General features: G+C 56.3%; 15 protein-coding genes. 10 read left to right on the top strand and 5 right to left on the bottom strand.

Annotation, left to right across the window (positions count from 1 at the left end; translation table 11 throughout):
* The first annotated feature begins 166 nt into the window (after positions 1-166).
* Positions 167-808, top strand: a complete 642-nt coding sequence (yfcF, locus tag D8B20_RS11750; RefSeq protein ID WP_145889047.1) for a glutathione transferase — start codon at positions 167-169, stop codon at positions 806-808.
* 104 nt (positions 809-912) lie between these two features.
* Positions 913-1,458, top strand: a complete 546-nt coding sequence (gene yfcD, locus D8B20_RS11745; RefSeq protein WP_145889046.1) for an NUDIX hydrolase YfcD — start codon at positions 913-915, stop codon at positions 1,456-1,458.
* Between the two features lie 58 nt (positions 1,459-1,516).
* Here yfcD and gabT read toward each other — a convergent pair whose 3' ends face one another.
* The 3 genes from gabT to ackA all read right to left on the bottom strand — a co-directional run bounded on the left by gabT (position 1,517) and on the right by ackA (position 6,326).
* Positions 1,517-2,776 (bottom strand): 4-aminobutyrate--2-oxoglutarate transaminase, encoded by a 1,260-nt coding sequence (gene gabT, locus D8B20_RS11740; protein WP_145889045.1) that lies wholly within the window; start codon positions 2,774-2,776, stop codon positions 1,517-1,519.
* Positions 2,777-2,910: 134 nt separating this feature from the next.
* Entirely contained in the window at positions 2,911-5,055 is a 2,145-nt protein-coding gene (gene pta, locus D8B20_RS11735; protein ID WP_145889044.1) for a phosphate acetyltransferase, read from the bottom strand.
* A gap of 68 nt (positions 5,056-5,123) precedes the next feature.
* Positions 5,124-6,326 carry an acetate kinase gene (gene ackA / locus D8B20_RS11730; protein WP_145889043.1) on the bottom strand — a complete coding sequence of 401 codons (1,203 nt, stop codon included), beginning with the start codon at positions 6,324-6,326 and terminating at the stop codon, positions 5,124-5,126.
* Between the two features lie 339 nt (positions 6,327-6,665).
* Here ackA and yfbV point away from each other — a divergent pair, with 339 nt between their 5' ends.
* The gene (gene yfbV / locus D8B20_RS11725) at positions 6,666-7,118 is read left to right on the top strand and encodes a terminus macrodomain insulation protein YfbV (protein ID WP_145889042.1); all 453 of its coding nucleotides are present in this window, start codon (positions 6,666-6,668) and stop codon (positions 7,116-7,118) included.
* A 207-nt stretch (positions 7,119-7,325) separates the two neighbouring features.
* Positions 7,326-7,985 carry a sugar phosphatase gene (locus D8B20_RS11720; RefSeq protein ID WP_145889041.1) on the top strand — a complete coding sequence of 220 codons (660 nt, stop codon included), beginning with the start codon at positions 7,326-7,328 and terminating at the stop codon, positions 7,983-7,985.
* A 15-nt stretch (positions 7,986-8,000) separates the two neighbouring features.
* On the opposite strand, the gene yfbR is transcribed toward D8B20_RS11720, so the two are convergent.
* On the bottom strand, positions 8,001-8,600 hold the full coding sequence (gene yfbR / locus D8B20_RS11715; protein ID WP_145889040.1) for a 5'-deoxynucleotidase: 600 nt from the start codon (positions 8,598-8,600) through the stop codon (positions 8,001-8,003).
* A gap of 136 nt (positions 8,601-8,736) precedes the next feature.
* The gene (locus tag D8B20_RS11710; RefSeq protein ID WP_145889039.1) at positions 8,737-9,954 is read right to left on the bottom strand and encodes a pyridoxal phosphate-dependent aminotransferase; all 1,218 of its coding nucleotides are present in this window, start codon (positions 9,952-9,954) and stop codon (positions 8,737-8,739) included.
* Positions 9,955-10,917: 963 nt separating this feature from the next.
* On the opposite strand from D8B20_RS11710, the gene lrhA reads away from it, so the two are divergent.
* The 6 genes from lrhA to nuoF all read left to right on the top strand — a co-directional run bounded on the left by lrhA (position 10,918) and on the right by nuoF (position 17,415).
* Positions 10,918-11,841, top strand: coding sequence for a transcriptional regulator LrhA (lrhA, locus tag D8B20_RS11705; RefSeq protein ID WP_145889038.1), 924 nt, complete (start codon positions 10,918-10,920; stop codon positions 11,839-11,841).
* Between the two features lie 659 nt (positions 11,842-12,500).
* Complete coding sequence (locus D8B20_RS11700) at positions 12,501-12,944, top strand: NADH-quinone oxidoreductase subunit A (protein WP_145889037.1); 444 nt, start codon at positions 12,501-12,503, stop codon at positions 12,942-12,944.
* Between the two features lie 15 nt (positions 12,945-12,959).
* Positions 12,960-13,637, top strand: coding sequence for a NuoB/complex I 20 kDa subunit family protein (locus D8B20_RS11695; RefSeq protein WP_021509214.1), 678 nt, complete (start codon positions 12,960-12,962; stop codon positions 13,635-13,637).
* A gap of 117 nt (positions 13,638-13,754) precedes the next feature.
* Positions 13,755-15,554 carry an NADH-quinone oxidoreductase subunit C/D gene (gene nuoC, locus D8B20_RS11690; RefSeq protein WP_145889036.1) on the top strand — a complete coding sequence of 600 codons (1,800 nt, stop codon included), beginning with the start codon at positions 13,755-13,757 and terminating at the stop codon, positions 15,552-15,554.
* Positions 15,555-15,556: 2 nt separating this feature from the next.
* Positions 15,557-16,072, top strand: a complete 516-nt coding sequence (gene nuoE, locus D8B20_RS11685) for an NADH-quinone oxidoreductase subunit NuoE (RefSeq protein ID WP_145889035.1) — start codon at positions 15,557-15,559, stop codon at positions 16,070-16,072.
* Positions 16,073-16,074: 2 nt separating this feature from the next.
* The gene (gene nuoF / locus D8B20_RS11680; protein WP_145890547.1) at positions 16,075-17,415 is read left to right on the top strand and encodes an NADH-quinone oxidoreductase subunit NuoF; all 1,341 of its coding nucleotides are present in this window, start codon (positions 16,075-16,077) and stop codon (positions 17,413-17,415) included.
* Positions 17,416-17,424 lie beyond the last annotated feature (9 nt).

Here is a 17,424-nt window from a genome sequence, read left to right as displayed (position 1 = left end):
AGCATAGAAGAGAAGCGCGTCCGTGGCGTGACCAGGGTTACGCTTATGATGAAAAAGGGAAAGTTTTCCCCGGCCCGGCGGCGAAGATCCGACCAGCGAACCCATTGCCTTAGCGTCTAAAAATCGGTAAATAGAATGCACACCTGACGCTTACCTGAGGCAGCCGATGACTTATCCCACCATTACGTTATGGTCCGATTCATGCTTTTTCAGTCCGTATGCGATGTCGGTTTACGTCGCGCTCACCGAAAAGGGCATTCCTTTTACGCTGAAGCGTGTCGATCTCTCGCGCAATGCGCAGCATGAGGAAGCGTATCGCGCGCTTTCGCTGACCTGCCGCGTGCCAGCGCTGCAAATTGACGATCTGGTGCTCAGCGAATCTTCAGCCATTGCGGAATATCTGGAAGAGCGCTTTCCGGCGCCAGAGTTCGAGCGCCTCTACCCGCGCGACCGGGAAAAGCGCGCCCGCGCGCGTGAACTTCAGGCGTGGCTGCGCAGTGACCTCGCGGCGCTGCGCAGTGAGCGTCCGACGGAGGTGCTGTTTGCCGGCGAGCGGTTTGCGGCACTGACGCCAGCGGCGGAACAGGCGGTGGCAAAGCTGGTTGTGGCCGCGCAGCGCCTGCTGCCGGACGGCCAGCAAAACCTGTTTGGCGAGTGGTCAATTGCGGATACCGATCTGGCGATCATGCTTAACCGCCTTGCGCTGCATGGCGATCCGCTACCGGTGAAGCTGCAGCATTACGCCGAATTTCAGTGGCAGCGCGCCTCGGTACAGCTGTGGCTGGCGGAGTCGGTGAAAGCACGCTAAAACCTTGCGGCGGCGAAAAGAACGCTTTACCTTAGCGCACATTCTAATAAAGCATCGCAAACAGGCGCGTGCCAGGCACGCCGAAAACAGAGAAAGGGTTACGGATGGTGGATCAAACGGCAGGTGACGGCATTGAGTGGGTCGATATCGTCAGCGAAGACAACGAAGTGATTGCGCAGGCCAGCCGGGCGCAGATGCGGGCGCAGTGTCTGCGTCATCGCGCAACCTATATCGTGGTGCACGATGGCATGGGCAAAATCCTGGTGCAGCGTCGTACCGAAACCAAAGATTTCATGCCTGGTATGCTGGATGCGACCGCCGGTGGTGTGGTGCAGAGCGGCGAAGATCTGCTTGAATCTGCGCGCCGCGAAGCGGAAGAGGAGCTGGGAATTGCGGATGTGCCCTTCGCCGAGCACGGTAAGTTCTACTTCGAAGATGCGCACTGCCGCGTCTGGGGCGGGCTGTTCAGCTGTGTGTCCCACGGCCCGTTCGCGATGCAGGAAGAAGAGGTGGATGAAGTGTTCTGGATGACGCCGGAAGAGATCACCGCCCGCTGCGATGAGTTTACCGATGACTCGCTGAAAGCCCTGTCGCTGTGGCTGAGCCGCAACAGCGATGCCACCCGCAGTCAACAGAGCAGTGACGCCTGACAGACGTCGCGCTTCCGCAGCCCCGATGGGCTGGCTAAGGCACCGCAAGGTGCCTTTTTTAATGCTGACGCAAAATTCCGCTGAGAATATCCAGCGCCTGGCTGAACTGCGCATCCGGAATGGTCAGCGGATAGAGAAAGCGGATGACATTGCTGTGCACGCCGCAGGTTAGCAGCAGCAGGCCCTGCGCCAGCGCCTGCTGCTGAATGGCGCTGGCGATCCCGGCGTCAGGCTGGCCGTGGCTGTCGGTAAACTCAGCGGCCAGCATTGAGCCATACCCGCGCACCTCTGCCAGCGCGCGGCAGCCTGTGCCGTTCAGCGTCTCCCGCAGCCGGTTTCCCAGCGTCAGCGCGCGGGCACACAGATTCTCCTGTGTGATCACGTCCAGTACAGCATGCGCGGCGGCAATCGCCGGCGGGCTGCCGGCGTAGGTACCCCCTAAGCCGCCGGGTTCCGGTGCATCCATCACCGCGGCGCGTCCGGTCACCGCTGACAGCGGAAATCCACCGGCCAGACTTTTTGCCAGCGTTATCATATCCGGCTGCTCAGCGTAGTATTCGCTGGCAAACAGCCGGCCGGTACGGGCAAACCCGCTCTGAATCTCATCCGCAATCAGCAGGATGCCATGCCGATCGCAAAGTGCGCGTAGCGCCGTCACAAACGCCGGCGGGGCGACATAGAAACCGCCTTCGCCCTGCACCGGTTCATAGATAATCGCCGCCACCTGCTGCGGGCTGATATCACTGCGGAAAAGCGCGTCAAGACTCGCCAGCGCATCGGCTACGCTGACGTGATGCAGCGCGCAGGGATAGCGGGCGTGAAACACCGGGCTGGCAAAGGGGCCAAAGCCGGTCTTATAGGGGGCGACTTTGCCGGTCAGCGACAGCGTCATATGGGTGCGGCCATGAAACGCACCGGTGAAAGCGATCACGCCGGGCCGTCCGGTGGCGGCGCGGGCGATTTTCACCGCGTTTTCGACCGCTTCCGCACCGGTAGAAAAGAAGGTGGTTTTGGCGGGTCCGGCAACCGGTACCCGTGCGTTAAGCCGCTCGGCCAGATGAATGTAATTTTCGTACGGCACCACCTGAAAGGCCGTATGGGTAAAACAGTCCAGCTGCTGCCTGACGGCCGCCATCACCGTCGGGTGACGGTGTCCGGTATTCAGCACCGCAATACCGGCGGCAAAGTCGATATAGACCCGGCCATGCTGATCCCACAACGTGGCATTCTCTGCTTTAACCGCATAGAAATCGCACAGCACCCCCACGCCTCGCGGCGTAGCCTGTAACCGGCGGCGGTGTACATCACTGTTCATCATGCACCTCGTCAGACGCGAAGGAACGTATAAACAGTGTGAGCGGGCGGGCGCGTTTTTGCCAGGAGGCTGCAGCAGTAGGGCACAGGCAAAAAAAGCACGCCGCTAAGGGCGTGCCTGGCTGCGCAACGAAAAGGTTAGCCTTCCGCCTGCTGCGACTGAATCGCCGTCAGGGCGATGGTATAGACGATGTCATCCACCAGCGCACCGCGCGACAGGTCATTAACCGGTTTACGCATCCCCTGCAGCATCGGCCCGATGGAGATCAGATCGGCTGAGCGCTGTACCGCTTTGTAGGTGGTATTGCCGGTGTTGAGATCCGGGAAGATAAACACGGTGGCACGACCCGCGACCGCAGAGTCCGGTGCTTTGGACTTCGCCACGTCTTCCATAATGGCGGCGTCGTACTGCAGCGGGCCATCAATCACCAGATCCGGGCGTTTCTGCTGGGCGATGCGGGTGGCTTCGCGCACTTTTTCTACGTCGCTACCGGCACCGGAGTTACCGGTGGAGTAGGAGATCATCGCCACGCGCGGATCGATACCAAAGGCTTTGGCTGAATCAGCAGACTGAATGGCAATCTCTGCCAGCTGCTCCGGATTCGGGTCCGGGTTAATGGCGCAGTCGCCATACACCAGCACCTGCTCAGGCAGCAGCATAAAGAACACGGACGACACCAGCGAGCTGTTTGGCGCGGTTTTGATCAGCTGCAGCGGCGGACGAATGGTATTGGCCGTGGTGTGGACCGCACCGGAAACCAGACCGTCCACTTCGCCGCTCTCCAGCATCATGGTGCCGAGCACCACGTTGTCTTCCAGCTGCTCCTGCGCCACCACTTCGGTCATGCCCTTGCTTTTACGCAGTTCTACCAGACGCGGGACGTAGTTATCGCGGACGGCAACCGGATCGACGATTTCAATGCCTTTGCCCAGCTCCACACCCTGCGCAGCGGCCACGCGCTGAATCTCTTCCGGATTCCCTAACAGCACGCAGGTGGCAATGCCGCGCTCGGCGCAGATGGCTGCCGCTTTGACGGTGCGCGGTTCGTCGCCTTCCGGCAGAACAATGCGTTTGCCGGCTTTGCGCGCCAGTTCGGTCAGCTGATAACGGAAAGCGGGCGGCGAGAGACGGCGGCTGCGTTCGGAGGTGGCGGTCAGCGACTCTACCCAGTCGGCGTTGATGTAGTTAGCAACATACTCCTGCACTTTTTCAATGCGCTGGGTATCATCGGCCGGCACTTCGAGGTTGAAGCTCTGCAGGCTCAGCGAGGTTTGCCAGGTGTTGGTTTTCACCATAAACACCGGCAGGCCGGTCTGGAAGGCGCGCTCGCACAGACGGGCGATAGGCTCCTCAATCTGATAACCGCCGGTCAGCAGAACAGCACCGATCTCAATACCGTTCATCGCGGCAAGGCAGGCAGCAACCAGCACATCCGGACGATCGGCCGAGGTCACCAGCAGCGAGCCGGGACGGAAGTGTTCCAGCATGTGCGGAATGCTGCGTGCACAGAAGGTCACCGACTTGACGCGGCGCGTCTGGATTTCGCCTTCATTAACAATTTCAGCGTTCAGATGGCGGCACATATCAATGGCGCGCGTGGCAATTAGATCAAAGCTCCACGGCACGCAGCCCAGCACCGGCAGCGGACTGTTGGCAAACAGCTGCTTAGGATCGATATTCGCGATGCTGGCTTCAGAAGAGGCGTCAAAAATCTCAGAGAGATCCGGACGGGTACGGCCCTGTTCATCCACCGGTGCGTTCAGTTTGTTGATGATCACGCCGGTGATGTTTTTGTTTTTGCTGCCGCCAAAACTGCTTTGCGTCAGCTCGATCCGCTCTTTCAGCTGCGCCGGCGAATCGTTACCCAGCGCCATCACAAAGACAATCTCGGCGTTAAGGGTTTTGGCAATTTCGTAGTTCAGCGCGGTAGCGAACTGATGTTTGCGCGTCGGCACCAGACCTTCTACCAGTACCACTTCCGCGTCTTTCGCATTGGCGTGATAGCTGGCAATGATCTCTTCCATCAGCACATCCTGCTGGTTAGATCCCAGCAGCGACTCAACGCGGGACATCTGCAGCGGCACCGCTGCCGGAATAGCGGAGTTTTTACGGATGATGGTGGTGGTCTGGTCTGGCGCATCGCCGCCGGCGCGGGGCTGGGCGATGGGCTTGAAAACGCTGAGGCGCACGCCTTTGCGCTCCATGGCACGGATTACGCCGAGGCTGACGCTGGTCAGGCCGACGCTGGTGCCGGTAGGAATGAGCATAATTGTACGTGACACGGTAATTCCTCTCGGTATGGCAGAGTGTCAGAAACAACGCCGTCAGCCGAAGCTGACGGAGAAGTGTATCAGGCGGTCAGACGCGCGGCGTCCTGCGCAATCACCCACTCTTCATTGGTAGGGATCACCACCGCCGGGCGGGTGCCTTCTTTATTAATGAAACCGGACTGGCCGAAACGCGCCGCCAGGTTGCGCGCGTGATCGACGTCAAAGCCCAGCAGGCCCAGTTTACCCAGTGTCAGCTCACGCACCAGGGCCGCGTTTTCACCGATACCGCCGGTAAAGATGACGGCATCCAGACGGCCTTCCATCAGCGCGCTGTAGCTGCCGATGTATTTTGCCAGACGGTGGCAGAACACATCCATGGCGCGTCGGGCGTCTTCTTTGGTGTTGTAGTTGTCTTCCACGTAGCGGCAGTCGCTGGTGACTTCGGTCAGGCCCAGCAGGCCGGACTCTTTGGTCAGCAGGCGGTTGATGGCATCAACGCTCATGCCCAGGGCGTCATGCAGGAAGAACACGATAGCCGGGTCGATATCGCCACTGCGCGTGCCCATCACCAGACCTTCCAGCGGCGTCAGGCCCATGGAGGTGTCAACGCACTCGCCGTTGCGGATAGCCGATACGGAACCGCCGTTGCCGAGGTGGCAGGTGATGATATTCAGTTCGCTCACCGGCTTGTTCAGCATTTTGGCGGCTTCCTGGGTCACATAGTAGTGGCTGGTGCCGTGCGCACCGTAGCGGCGCACGCCGTGTTCTTTATACAGGGCGTAGGGCAGGGCATAGAGATAGGACTCTTCCGGCATGGTCTGATGGAACGCGGTATCAAACACGGCCACATTTTTATCTGACAGATGCGGGAAGTTTTTCATCGCTTCATCAATGCCGATCAGGTGCGCCGGGTTGTGCAGCGGGGCGAAGGAAGAGGCGTCTTTAATGCCCTGAATCACTGCCTCATCAATGACCACCGATTGCGTCAGTTTTTCACCGCCGTGCACGATACGATGACCGATTGCAGCGATTTGTGCAGAAAGCTCGGGTTTTTGTGCCAGAATAGTTTTAACGATGAAGTTCAACGCTTCGCTATGGGCTGCGCCTGCGCCAAGTGGCGCTTCCTGTTTGCTGCCTTCCAGTTTCCATTTAATGCGGGCTTCCGGTAAGTGGAAACACTCCGCCAGGCCTGACAAATATTCGTCGCCGGTGGCGGGATTAAGGATGGCAAACTTAAGGGAAGAGCTGCCGCAGTTCAGAACCAGTACTAACTTCGTCGACATGGAAGTACCTATTTGTTAAATAATGGCGAAAAATAACGCAATCAGACTAACAGCGTAGCCCATGAAAGCTGGTAGATTAATGATTAACATCATGCGGTAGTCAAAAAGAAAACGACACGCAAAAAAATTTTGGTAATTTTACGCAGATTTTTGAAATCCACTCAGCACAACAGGCCGCCAGACCACGCTTTAATTGAGCACCGGCTTCCGGTAATGTTGCTAAAACGGCGTCAGAATACCCACTGTCACCTGCAAAGACAAAATCTTTTGAAGGATGTCACGTAAAGTTGTGTAGTTATAAATTTATTTTAAATGTTGTAGAAATAGTTGAGGTATTCCATGGCGAATGACGCAGGCAATCCAGGCTGGTTCGGCTTATTTCAGCGCGGTCAGCACTATATGAAAACCTGGCCGGCTGACAAACGACTGGCGCCGGTGTTTCCCGAAAACCGCGTCGTGACGGCTACCCGTTTCGCCATTCGTTTTATGCCGCCGCTGGCGATTTTTACCCTGACCTGGCAAATTGCGCTGGGCGGACAGCTGGGCCCGGCAATCGCCACTGCGCTGTTTGCCTGCAGCCTGCCGATGCAGGGTCTGTGGTGGCTGGGTAAACGTTCAGTTACCCCGTTGCCGCCCGGGCTGCTGAGCTGGTTTCATGAAGTGCGCGCGAAGCTGGAAGAGGCCGGGCAGGCAATCGCACCGGTTGACGGTAAACCCACCTATCAGGCGCTGGCCGATGTCCTGAAACGCGCCTTTAAGCAACTCGACCGCACCTTCCTCGACGATCTCTGAGGATCGTGCACATCATGGCCCGCCCGGTCACGCGCCGGGCGCGGTAACAGCCGCTGGCTACCCGCACAAAGCTTAAGGCGCGCGCAGCGCCTTCAGCCGTGGAAAAATTCCCGTATCAGCGCCGGGTATGGCACACTTGTCCGCATCACTCTTTCCGCCGCGCGGAGGCTATTGCGTCGGTTTTTCTGTCTGAGTAAGGAGCAACGTGTGACATACAGAGGGTTTCTGTTTGATTTAGACGGTACGCTGGTGGATTCGCTGCCGGCCGTGGTGCGCGCCTGGTCACAATGGGGAGAACGCCACGATCTGCGCGCTGAAACGGTGCTGGATTACATTCACGGCAAACCGGCCATTAACTCGCTGCGCCATTTTATGGCAGGCCAGAGCGAAGAGGCGATTCAGGCTGAATTTCGCTGGCTGGAACAGCGGGAAGCTGAAGATACCGAAGGCGTGCAGGCGATCGCCGGCGCGCACGCGCTGCTCACCACCCTGAACACTCTGCAGATACCGTGGGCGATTGTTACGTCCGGATCCGTGCCGGTTGCGCACGCGCGCCATCGCGCCGCCGGACTGCCGATGCCGGAAGTATTCATTACCGCAGAGAACATCACGCGCGGTAAGCCCGATCCGGAACCCTATCTGCTGGGCGCGCAGCGCCTTGGTCTGCAGCCATCCGCCTGCGTGGTGGTGGAAGATGCGCCCGCCGGCATTGTGGCCGGGCTGGAAGCCGGTTGCGCCGTGGTCGCGGTGAATCCGCACGGCGACATAGCGCGTCTCAATGAAGTGATGCTGCAGGTGCACGATTTGACGCCGCTGCAGATTGAAAAACAGGACAACGGCGAGTTTACGCTGTTGAGCCGCGCCTGAGGGGCGGCACGCGGCTTACAGCGGCGTATCCTGAGAGATTTCATCCAGCGACAGGTTAAAGCTGGGAACGAAAACCTCGATAAAGTAGTCCATCTCCGGCGAACGGCGCGCCGCCAGCGTTTTCTCCAGCCGCGCCTTCGCCAGGACAAATTCATGATTTCCGGCGGACAGCTCCTCAAGACATTTCAGGTAGGCGCACAGCGCATCTGCCTGCTTCACCAGCGCCTGCTCACTTTCACTGTGTAAATGCTCATCCAGCAGCGGGCGGTAGGCGTCCTGCAACTCCGGGGGCAGCATTTCGATCAGCTTCTGCTGGGCAATTTTCTCTATCTTTTTGTATTCGTGGGCGATCTGTGCGTTGTAATACTTAACCGGCGTCGGTAAATCCCCGGTCAGCACCTCACTGGCATCGTGATACAGCGCCAGCATGGCAATACGATCGGCGTTGAGATTACCGTTAAATTTCTTGTTTTTGATGATCGCCAGCGCGTGCGCCACCATCGCCACCTGCAGGCTGTGCTCGGAGACATTTTCCGTGCGCACGTTGCGCATCAGGGGCCAGCGGTTAATCAGCTTAAGACGGGAGAGATGAGCAAAAAAGTGGCTGCGGGTCATGAACGATTCCTGTTAGCACGGCGGGGAAGGCGAACCTTTCCCCGAAATGCACACAGTATATACCCTTCACCCGTCGGGTGGCAGCGCGGGCCACCCGAGGTGCCAGTGCCCGGCACGGGCACCAGGCGGAGTAAGCTTACTGACGATACCCCAGCAGGAAGCGGCCAAATTTGTGGATGGCCATTTCCAGATCGTCAACGCGTGGTAGCGTCACGATGCGCACATGATCCGGCCACGGCCAGTTGAACGCGGTGCCCTGCACCAGCAGTACTTTTTCCTGCAGCAGGAAATCCAGTACCATTTTCTGATCGTCGAAGATATTGAATTTCTTCGCATCAATGCGCGGGAACATATAAAGCGCGCCCTGAGGTTTCACGCAGCTGACGCCAGGGATGTCATTTATCAGCTCCCAGGCGCGCTGGCGCTGCTCATACAGCCGGCCGCCTGGCACGATAAATTCGCTGATGCTCTGGTAGCCGCCCAGCGCAGTCTGGATTGCATGCTGCGCCGGTACGTTGGCACACAGACGCATTGAGGCCAGCATTTCCAGCCCCTCAATGTAACCTTTGGCGTGCTGCTTTGGCCCGTTCAGGACCATCCAGCCCTGACGGAACCCCGCCACGCGGTAGGTTTTCGACAGGCCGTTGAAGGTCACGGTCAGCAGATCCGGCGCCAGCGCGGCGATGGAATGATGCTGAGCCTCATCGTAGAGAATTTTGTCGTAAATCTCGTCAGCAAAGATAATCAGGTTATGCTGACGGGCAATCTCCACGATCTCCAGCAGCAACTCTTTGCTGTAAACCGCGCCGGTAGGGTTATTCGGGTTAATGATCACGATGCCGCGCGTGCGGGGCGTGATTTTGCTGCGGATATCGTTGAGGTCAGGGAACCAGCCGGCTGACTCATCACACAAATAGTGCACCGCTTTGCCACCGGAAAGCGAAACGGCGGCGGTCCACAGTGGATAATCCGGTGCCGGCACCAGCATTTCATCGCCGCTGTTCAGCAGCGCCTGCATTGCCTGGACGATCAGCTCCGAGACACCATTACCGATATAAATATCTTCAACGGTGACATCGCGCATATCGCGCGCCTGGTAGTGCTGCATAATCGCTTTACGGGCGGAATACAGCCCTTTTGAGTCGCAGTACCCTTGCGCACCTGGCAGGTTGCGGATGACATCAACCAGAATCTCATCCGGTGCTTCAAACCCAAACGGCGCGGGGTTGCCGATATTGAGTTTGAGGACTTTGTTGCCTTCTTCTTCGAGACGTTTTGCTTCTTTCAGTACCGGACCGCGGATGTCATAACAGACATTTTCCAGCTTGCCGGATTTATCAATTTGAAAATTCATCGTTGCCGCCTTAACGGGCAGAGTCCTTTAACCTGCCACCAAAATCAAACCTGCTCAATTTACTCCTCTCACTGTAACAAAAGAAGGGCAGGGCCAGGTTTTGGCGCGATAGGCAGGCTTTCGGCAGCGTACTGGCGCAAAACGCATTTTTAAGTGTTAAAACTGGTTTAATAATCTATTAAAATAGCCGGTGGCGACATTTAATATTTCTGCAGTGTGGTACGTCTGTAAAGCCTGATATCCATCCTTTCGCTACGGGATTAAGAAGATTTCGACGCTTAAGGCGGAAAAATATTAATTAGCCACATGAGGAAATAGTTAAAGGTTTTTTGTAAGATGCCGAAGAATTGTGCAGGAGAGTTAAAGCACGCACTGGCGCCAGAAAAACTGACGCAATTCAGGCCCCCTTTATGGGGTAAAATTAGTTCCTGAACCAGCAGGAAAAAACAGGTATCGCGCGCTATAAATGGCATTTGTACAGTCACTTTAACGCTTATCAATCTGTTCAGAATTGCGAAAGGTTAAAAAATGACCCGTGCGGTGGCAGGATGTGCCAGAAATGTCTTTTGGTCAAAAATTACGATGTTTTGAACAAAAACATTTCCATTTCTGGCGTAAAAATGATTAAGTATAATTTATTATTTGATGCAGTTTACCGCTTCGCATCAGCATAACACAGTGTTATCACTTTTGACCCGCCGGACCATTTGCGGGGAACCAGGCAACTACACAGCTTCCAGCAACTGTACGACTGACGTCTTTGAGCACAGAAGTTGTTCTCTCTGAAGGACGCCACTGCTCAGCGCTGAGCAACCTGTTCGTCCATTTCCGCCTGACACGATTTTTTTCATGACGGTCTTATCACAGGGCGGTCATTAAGCACCATTACCTCTTATCACTTTGATAAGTAAGGTAATACACCAGGGTAGTAGTTTTAAAAAATCTTATAAGTGAAGAAAAAACATGACTAATGCAAATCGTCCGATACTGAATCTCGACCTCGATCTGCTGCGTACATTTGTTGCGGTTGCCGATCTGAATACCTTTGCCGCCGCAGCGGCGGCTGTATGCAGAACGCAATCCGCGGTCAGTCAGCAGATGCAACGTCTGGAGCAATTGGTAGGTAAAGAGCTGTTTGCCAGACATGGACGTAACAAATTACTGACGGAGCATGGTATTCAGCTGCTGGGCTACGCCCGGAAAATACTGCGCTTTAACGATGAAGCCTGCACATCGCTGATGTACAGCAACATTCAGGGCGTGCTGACCATTGGCGCATCTGATGACACTTCTGACACCATTCTGCCGTTTCTGCTTAACCGCGTGACGTCGGTCTATCCGAAGCTGGCCATCGATGTCCGCGTGAAGCGTAACCCGTTCATGATGGAAATGCTGAACCAGGGCGAAGTCGATCTGGTGGTGACCACCTCCAGTCCCGGCAATTTCACCCATCAGGTGCTGCGCACGTCTCCTACCTTGTGGTATTGCGCGGCGGATTACATCTTCCAGCGCGGCGAAGCGATTCCTCTGGTACTGCTGGATGAACCGAGCCCGTACCGCGACATGGCGATCGATCACCTGAACGAAGCCGGCATTCCGTGGCGCATCTCTTACGTCGCCTCTACGCTGGCTGCGGTGCGTGCTGCAGTTAAAGCCGGTCTTGGCGTGACGGCGCGTCCGGTTGAAATGATGAGCCCGGAACTGCGCGTGATGGGTGCAGCAGAAGGCCTGCCGGTACTGCCGGATACGCAGTATCTGCTGTGCCGCAACCCGGATAGTGAGAATGAACTGGCTCTGGCAATCTTTAACGCCATGCAGTCCACCAATGATCCTTACAACCTGAGCGCGAATCCAGACGGCACCCTGCTGCTGGACGACGAAGAGTAAGTCGCCTGAACAGCGTTATTCTTCATATCCTGAATAGCGGTGAATTGTTAAAACAGCGAAAAATGAGCCTTAGCCGGAAAATAGCCGGGTAGGGCTTTTTTTATGCCACTTAACTTGCCTTTATTTATCATTTTTCCCGCCAATAATTTCCCCGCTGTGCAAATAAGTCGCATATGTTTCATTTTTGCCCAATGCAAAATTTTTTTATCATTTCGTGCCGGTTTTAGCGGCGCGCTTCAGGCACGGCGTTGTGCTTTTTTACAGCAAAAAGCGCAGTTATGTGCTCTGGATCAAAAAAATACCCCTGTGAAGGGGGGGGAAATCCCGCTGAGACCTGTCAAAATATGTTTGTTAAATGCACGATCCATGCATATGAATACCCGCTACACTGAAATTAACCGCACAAACTGAAGCGATTTAGCTGGCGATCGGGGGTTCGTATGTTAATAATATGCTGCGGGTGTAAATTAATGTTTGGATACTTTTGTCAAAGTTGACAAAAGGTTATAGAAAGGAGTAAAAAACCCCATAAAATTGCTGCTTAATCGCTAATGACAGCAAGATTTATAAGGTTTTTTCTCCTTCCCTTGAATCGATGTGGTGCGTTTGCTGCGACAGAGCAGGATGCCATCGCCACTTTTGATGAGTAAGCAAAGAGTATGTCAACAACCACAGAAGTCATCGCTCATCACTGGGCGTTTATTGTTTTCATTGTTATCGCGTTTGGCCTGTGTGCCTTTATGTTAACCGGTGGCTGGTTGTTAGGGGGTCGCGCGCGCGCGCGTCACAAGGACACCCCTTTTGAATCCGGTATTGAATCCGTCGGTGACACCCATATCCGCCTCTCGGCGAAATTTTATCTGGTTGCGATGTTCTTCGTGATCTTCGACGTCGAAGCCCTCTATTTATACGCATGGTCCACCTCCATCCGCGAAAGCGGCTGGGTGGGCTTTGCGGAAGCCGCTATTTTCATTTTGGTGCTCCTGGCAGGCCTGGTTTATCTGGTACGTATCGGTGCGCTGGACTGGGCGCCTGCGCGTCGTCGCGTAGTCGTTAAGTCAAGCCCGGTCAGCCACAGTCACACCAACCCTCATAAGCAGTAAAAGCGAGGCAATAACATGGACTACACGCTGACACGCGTAGACCCGAACGGGGGCGATAACGATCGTTATCCTCTGCAGAAACAGGAGATTGTTACCGATCCTCTGGAGCAACACGTTCACCGCAGCGTCTACATGGGCAAGCTTGAGCATGCCCTGCACGACATGGTGAACTGGGGTCGTAAAAACTCTCTCTGGCCGTATAACTTTGGCCTTTCCTGCTGCTATGTGGAAATGACCACGTCGTTCACCGCGGTGCACGACGTCGCGCGTTTTGGTGCGGAAGTTATGCGCGCCTCGCCACGTCAGGCTGACTTTATGGTGATTGCCGGTACGCCGTTTACCAAAATGGCGCCGGTCATTCAGCGTTTATACGATCAGATGCTGGAACCGAAGTGGGTCATCTCCATGGGTGCCTGCGCGAATTCCGGCGGCATGTATGACATCTACTCGGTGGTGCAGGGCGTTGATAAGTTCCTGCCGGTAGACGTGTATATCCCCGGCTGCCCGCCGCGTCCGGAAGCCTATATGCAGGCGCTGCTGCTGCTGCGTGAATCCATCGGCAAAGAGCGTCGTCCGCTCTCGTGGGTGGTGGGTGACCAGGGTGTATACCGTGCCAATATGCAGTCCGAGCGTGAAAGAAAGCGTGGCGAGCGTATCGCTGTCACTAACCTGAGAACGCCTGACGAAGTTTAAGACCCCCCGTACATGGATGGCGTAACGGCCGCAGCAGAAAATGACAATTTATTGCGTGCCGCCATCCTGACGCCTTCTTTTGAGTGCCTGATCACAGGACGGAATGGTGAGTAACGTATGACTGATTTAACCACGCAAGATCTCGCTCAGCCTGCATGGCAAACCCGGGATCACCTGGATGACCCGGTGATTGGCGAGCTGCGTAACCGTTTTGGGCCGGATGCCTTTACCGTTCAGGCTACCCGCACCGGAATTCCGGTGGTCTGGGTGAAGCGTGAACAGATTCTGGAAATAGTGGAATTCCTGCGTAAGCTGCCAAAGCCGTATGTCATGTTGTATGACCTGCACGGCGTTGACGAGCGTTTACGTACTCACCGCGCCGGTCTGCCCGCTGCGGATTTTTCCGTTTTCTACCATCTGCTGTCCATTGAACGCAACCGCGACATCATGCTCAAGGTAGCGCTGTCAGAAAACGATCTGAATCTGCCCACCATCACCAGACTCTTCGCCAATGCTAACTGGTATGAGCGCGAAACCTGGGAGATGTTTGGCATCACCTTCAATGGTCACCCGCATCTGACGCGTATCATGATGCCGCAGACCTGGGAAGGCCACCCGCTGCGTAAAGATTATCCGGCGCGCGCCACGGAGTTCGATCCGTTCACGCTGACGAAGCAGAAAGAAGACCTTGAAATGGAGTCGCTGACCTTCAAGCCGGAAGACTGGGGCATGAAGCGCAGCACCGCCAACGAGGACTTTATGTTCCTCAACCTGGGTCCAAACCACCCCTCGGCGCACGGTGCGTTTCGCATCATTCTGCAGCTGGACGGGGAAGAGATTGTCGACTGCGTACCGGACATCGGCTACCACCATCGCGGTGCGGAGAAGATGGGTGAGCGCCAGTCGTGGCACAGCTACATTCCGTATACCGATCGTGTCGAGTACCTCGGCGGCTGCGTGAATGAAATGCCGTATGTGCTGGCGGTGGAAAAGCTGGCCGGGATCACCGTGCCGGATCGCGTCAATGTTATTCGCGTAATGCTGTCTGAACTGTTCCGTATCAACAGCCACCTGCTCTATATCTCGACCTTTATTCAGGACGTGGGCGCGATGACCCCGGTGTTCTTTGCCTTTACCGATCGTCAGAAAATTTATGACGTGGTGGAAGCGATCACCGGTTTCCGTATGCACCCGGCGTGGTTCCGCATTGGTGGCGTGGCGCACGACCTGCCGAAAGGCTGGGAGCGCCTGCTGCGCGAATTCCTCGACTGGATGCCGAAGCGCCTGAAAGAGTATGACAAAGCTGCGCTGCGCAACACCGTGCTGATGGGCCGTTCACAGGGCGTAGCGGCGTATAACATGGACGAAGCGCTGGCATGGGGCACCACCGGTGCCGGCCTGCGTGCCACCGGTCTGGACTTTGACGTGCGCAAATGGCGTCCGTATTCCGGCTACGAAAACTTCGACTTTGAGGTGCCGGTTGGCGCAGGTATCAGCGACGCTTACACCCGCGTGCAGCTAAAAATGGAAGAGATGTGGCAGTCGCTGCGCATTCTGGAACAGTGCCTGAAAAACATGCCGGAAGGGCCATTTAAAGCTGACCATCCGCTGACCACGCCGCCGCCGAAAGAGCGTACGCTGCAGCATATTGAAACCCTGATCACACACTTCCTGCAGGTTTCATGGGGCCCGGTGATGCCGGCGAATGAATCCTTCCAGATGATTGAAGCGACCAAGGGGATCAACAGCTATTACCTGACCAGCGATGGCAGCACCATGAGCTACCGCACCCGCGTGCGTACGCCAAGCTTCCCGCACCTGCAGCAGATCCCTTCCGTGATCCGTGGCAGCCTGGTATCCGACCTGATCGTGTACCTCGGCAGTATCGATTTTGTTATGTCAGACGTGGACCGCTAATTATGCACGATCAAAAAATTGCCATTCAAACCATCGACCCGAATGAGGTCTTTGTGCTGAGCGAGGCCGAGCACCACGCTATTGAGCATGAAAAACACCATTATGAAGATGCGCGCGCGGCTTCCATTGAAGCGCTGAAGATCGTGCAGAAACAGCGCGGCTGGGTGCCGGATGGCGCGATTCACGCCATTGCCGAGGTGCTGGGCATTCCGGCCAGTGACGTAGAAGGCGTGGCGACCTTTTACAGCCAGATTTACCGTACGCCGGTTGGACGTCACGTGATTCGCTACTGCGATAGCGTGGTATGCCACATCACGGGTTATCAGGGTATTCAGGCTGCGCTGGAGCAGAACCTGAACATCAAACCGGGTCAGACTACGCCGGACGGTCGTTTTACGCTGCTGCCAACCTGCTGCCTCGGCAACTGCGATAAAGGCCCGACCATGATGGTGGATGAAGATACCCACGTGCACCTGACGCCGGAAGGCATCGCTAACCTGCTGGAGCAGTATCAATGACCATTAAACAGATCATTCGTACTGCGGAAACCCATCCGCTCACCTGGCGTCTGCGTGACGACAAGCAGCCGGTGTGGATCGATGAATATCGCAGTAAAAACGGCTACGTTGGCGCAGAAAAAGCGCTGAAAGGCATGAGCCAGGATGAAATCGTCGCCACCGTGAAAGATTCAGGGCTGAAAGGCCGCGGCGGCGCGGGCTTCAGCACCGGCCTGAAGTGGAGCCTGATGCCAAAAGACGAATCCATGAACATCCGTTACCTGCTGTGTAACGCTGATGAGATGGAGCCGGGCACCTATAAAGACCGGCTGCTGATGGAGCAGCTGCCGCACCAGCTGGTGGAAGGCATGCTGATCAGCGCGTTTGCGCTGAAAGCCTACCGCGGTTACATCTTCCTGCGCGGTGAGTACATTGAAGCCGCTGAGAACCTGCGTCGCGCCATTGCGGAAGCGACCGCAGCAGGCTATCTCGGTAAAAACATTCTCGGCACCGGTTTTGACTTCGAGCTGTTTGTGCACACCGGTGCCGGGCGCTATATCTGCGGCGAAGAGACGGCGCTGATTAACTCGCTGGAAGGCCGTCGCGCTAACCCGCGTTCCAAGCCACCGTTCCCGGCCAGCGCTGGCGTATGGGGCAAGCCGACCTGCGTTAATAACGTTGAGACGCTGTCGAACGTACCGGCCATCTTCCTGAATGGCGTGGAGTGGTACAAAAACATTTCGAAGAGTGATGACACCGGCACCAAGATGATGGGCTTCTCCGGCCGCGTGAAGAACCCGGGCGTCTGGGAACTGCCGTTTGGCGTTACCGCGCGCGAAATCCTTGAGGATTATGCCGGCGGCATGCGCGATGGTCTGAAATTCAAAGCCTGGCAGCCAGGCGGAGCCGGGACCGACTTCCTTACCGAACAGCACCTCGATCTGCCGATGGAGTTTGCCAGCATTGGTAAAGCCGGCAGCCGTCTGGGTACGGCGCTGGCGATGGCCGTCGACCATGAAATCAATATGGTCTCGCTGGTGCGTAACCTGGAAGAGTTCTTTGCGCGTGAGTCCTGCGGCTGGTGTACCCCGTGCCGCGACGGCCTGCCGTGGAGCGTGAAGATCCTGCGTGCGCTGGAGCAGAAAAAAGGCCAGCCCGGCGATATCGAGACGCTGGAGCAGCTTTGCCGCCAGCTCGGCCCGGGTAAAACCTTCTGCGCCCACGCACCGGGTGCGGTCGAGCCGCTGCAAAGCGCGATCAAATATTTCCGTGAAGAGTTCGAAGCGGGCATTGCGCCGCAGGTGTTTGGCAATACCCGCGCTATCGGCGGGATTCAGCCTAACCTGCTGAAAGCGCGCTGGTAAACCGCCGTT

The organism is Candidatus Pantoea soli, assembly GCF_007833795.1.
GTDB classification, from domain to species: domain Bacteria; phylum Pseudomonadota; class Gammaproteobacteria; order Enterobacterales; family Enterobacteriaceae; genus Pantoea; species Pantoea soli.
Note: the sequence above shows the minus strand (reverse complement) of the source record. Positions and strands in the feature narration are given on the sequence as shown.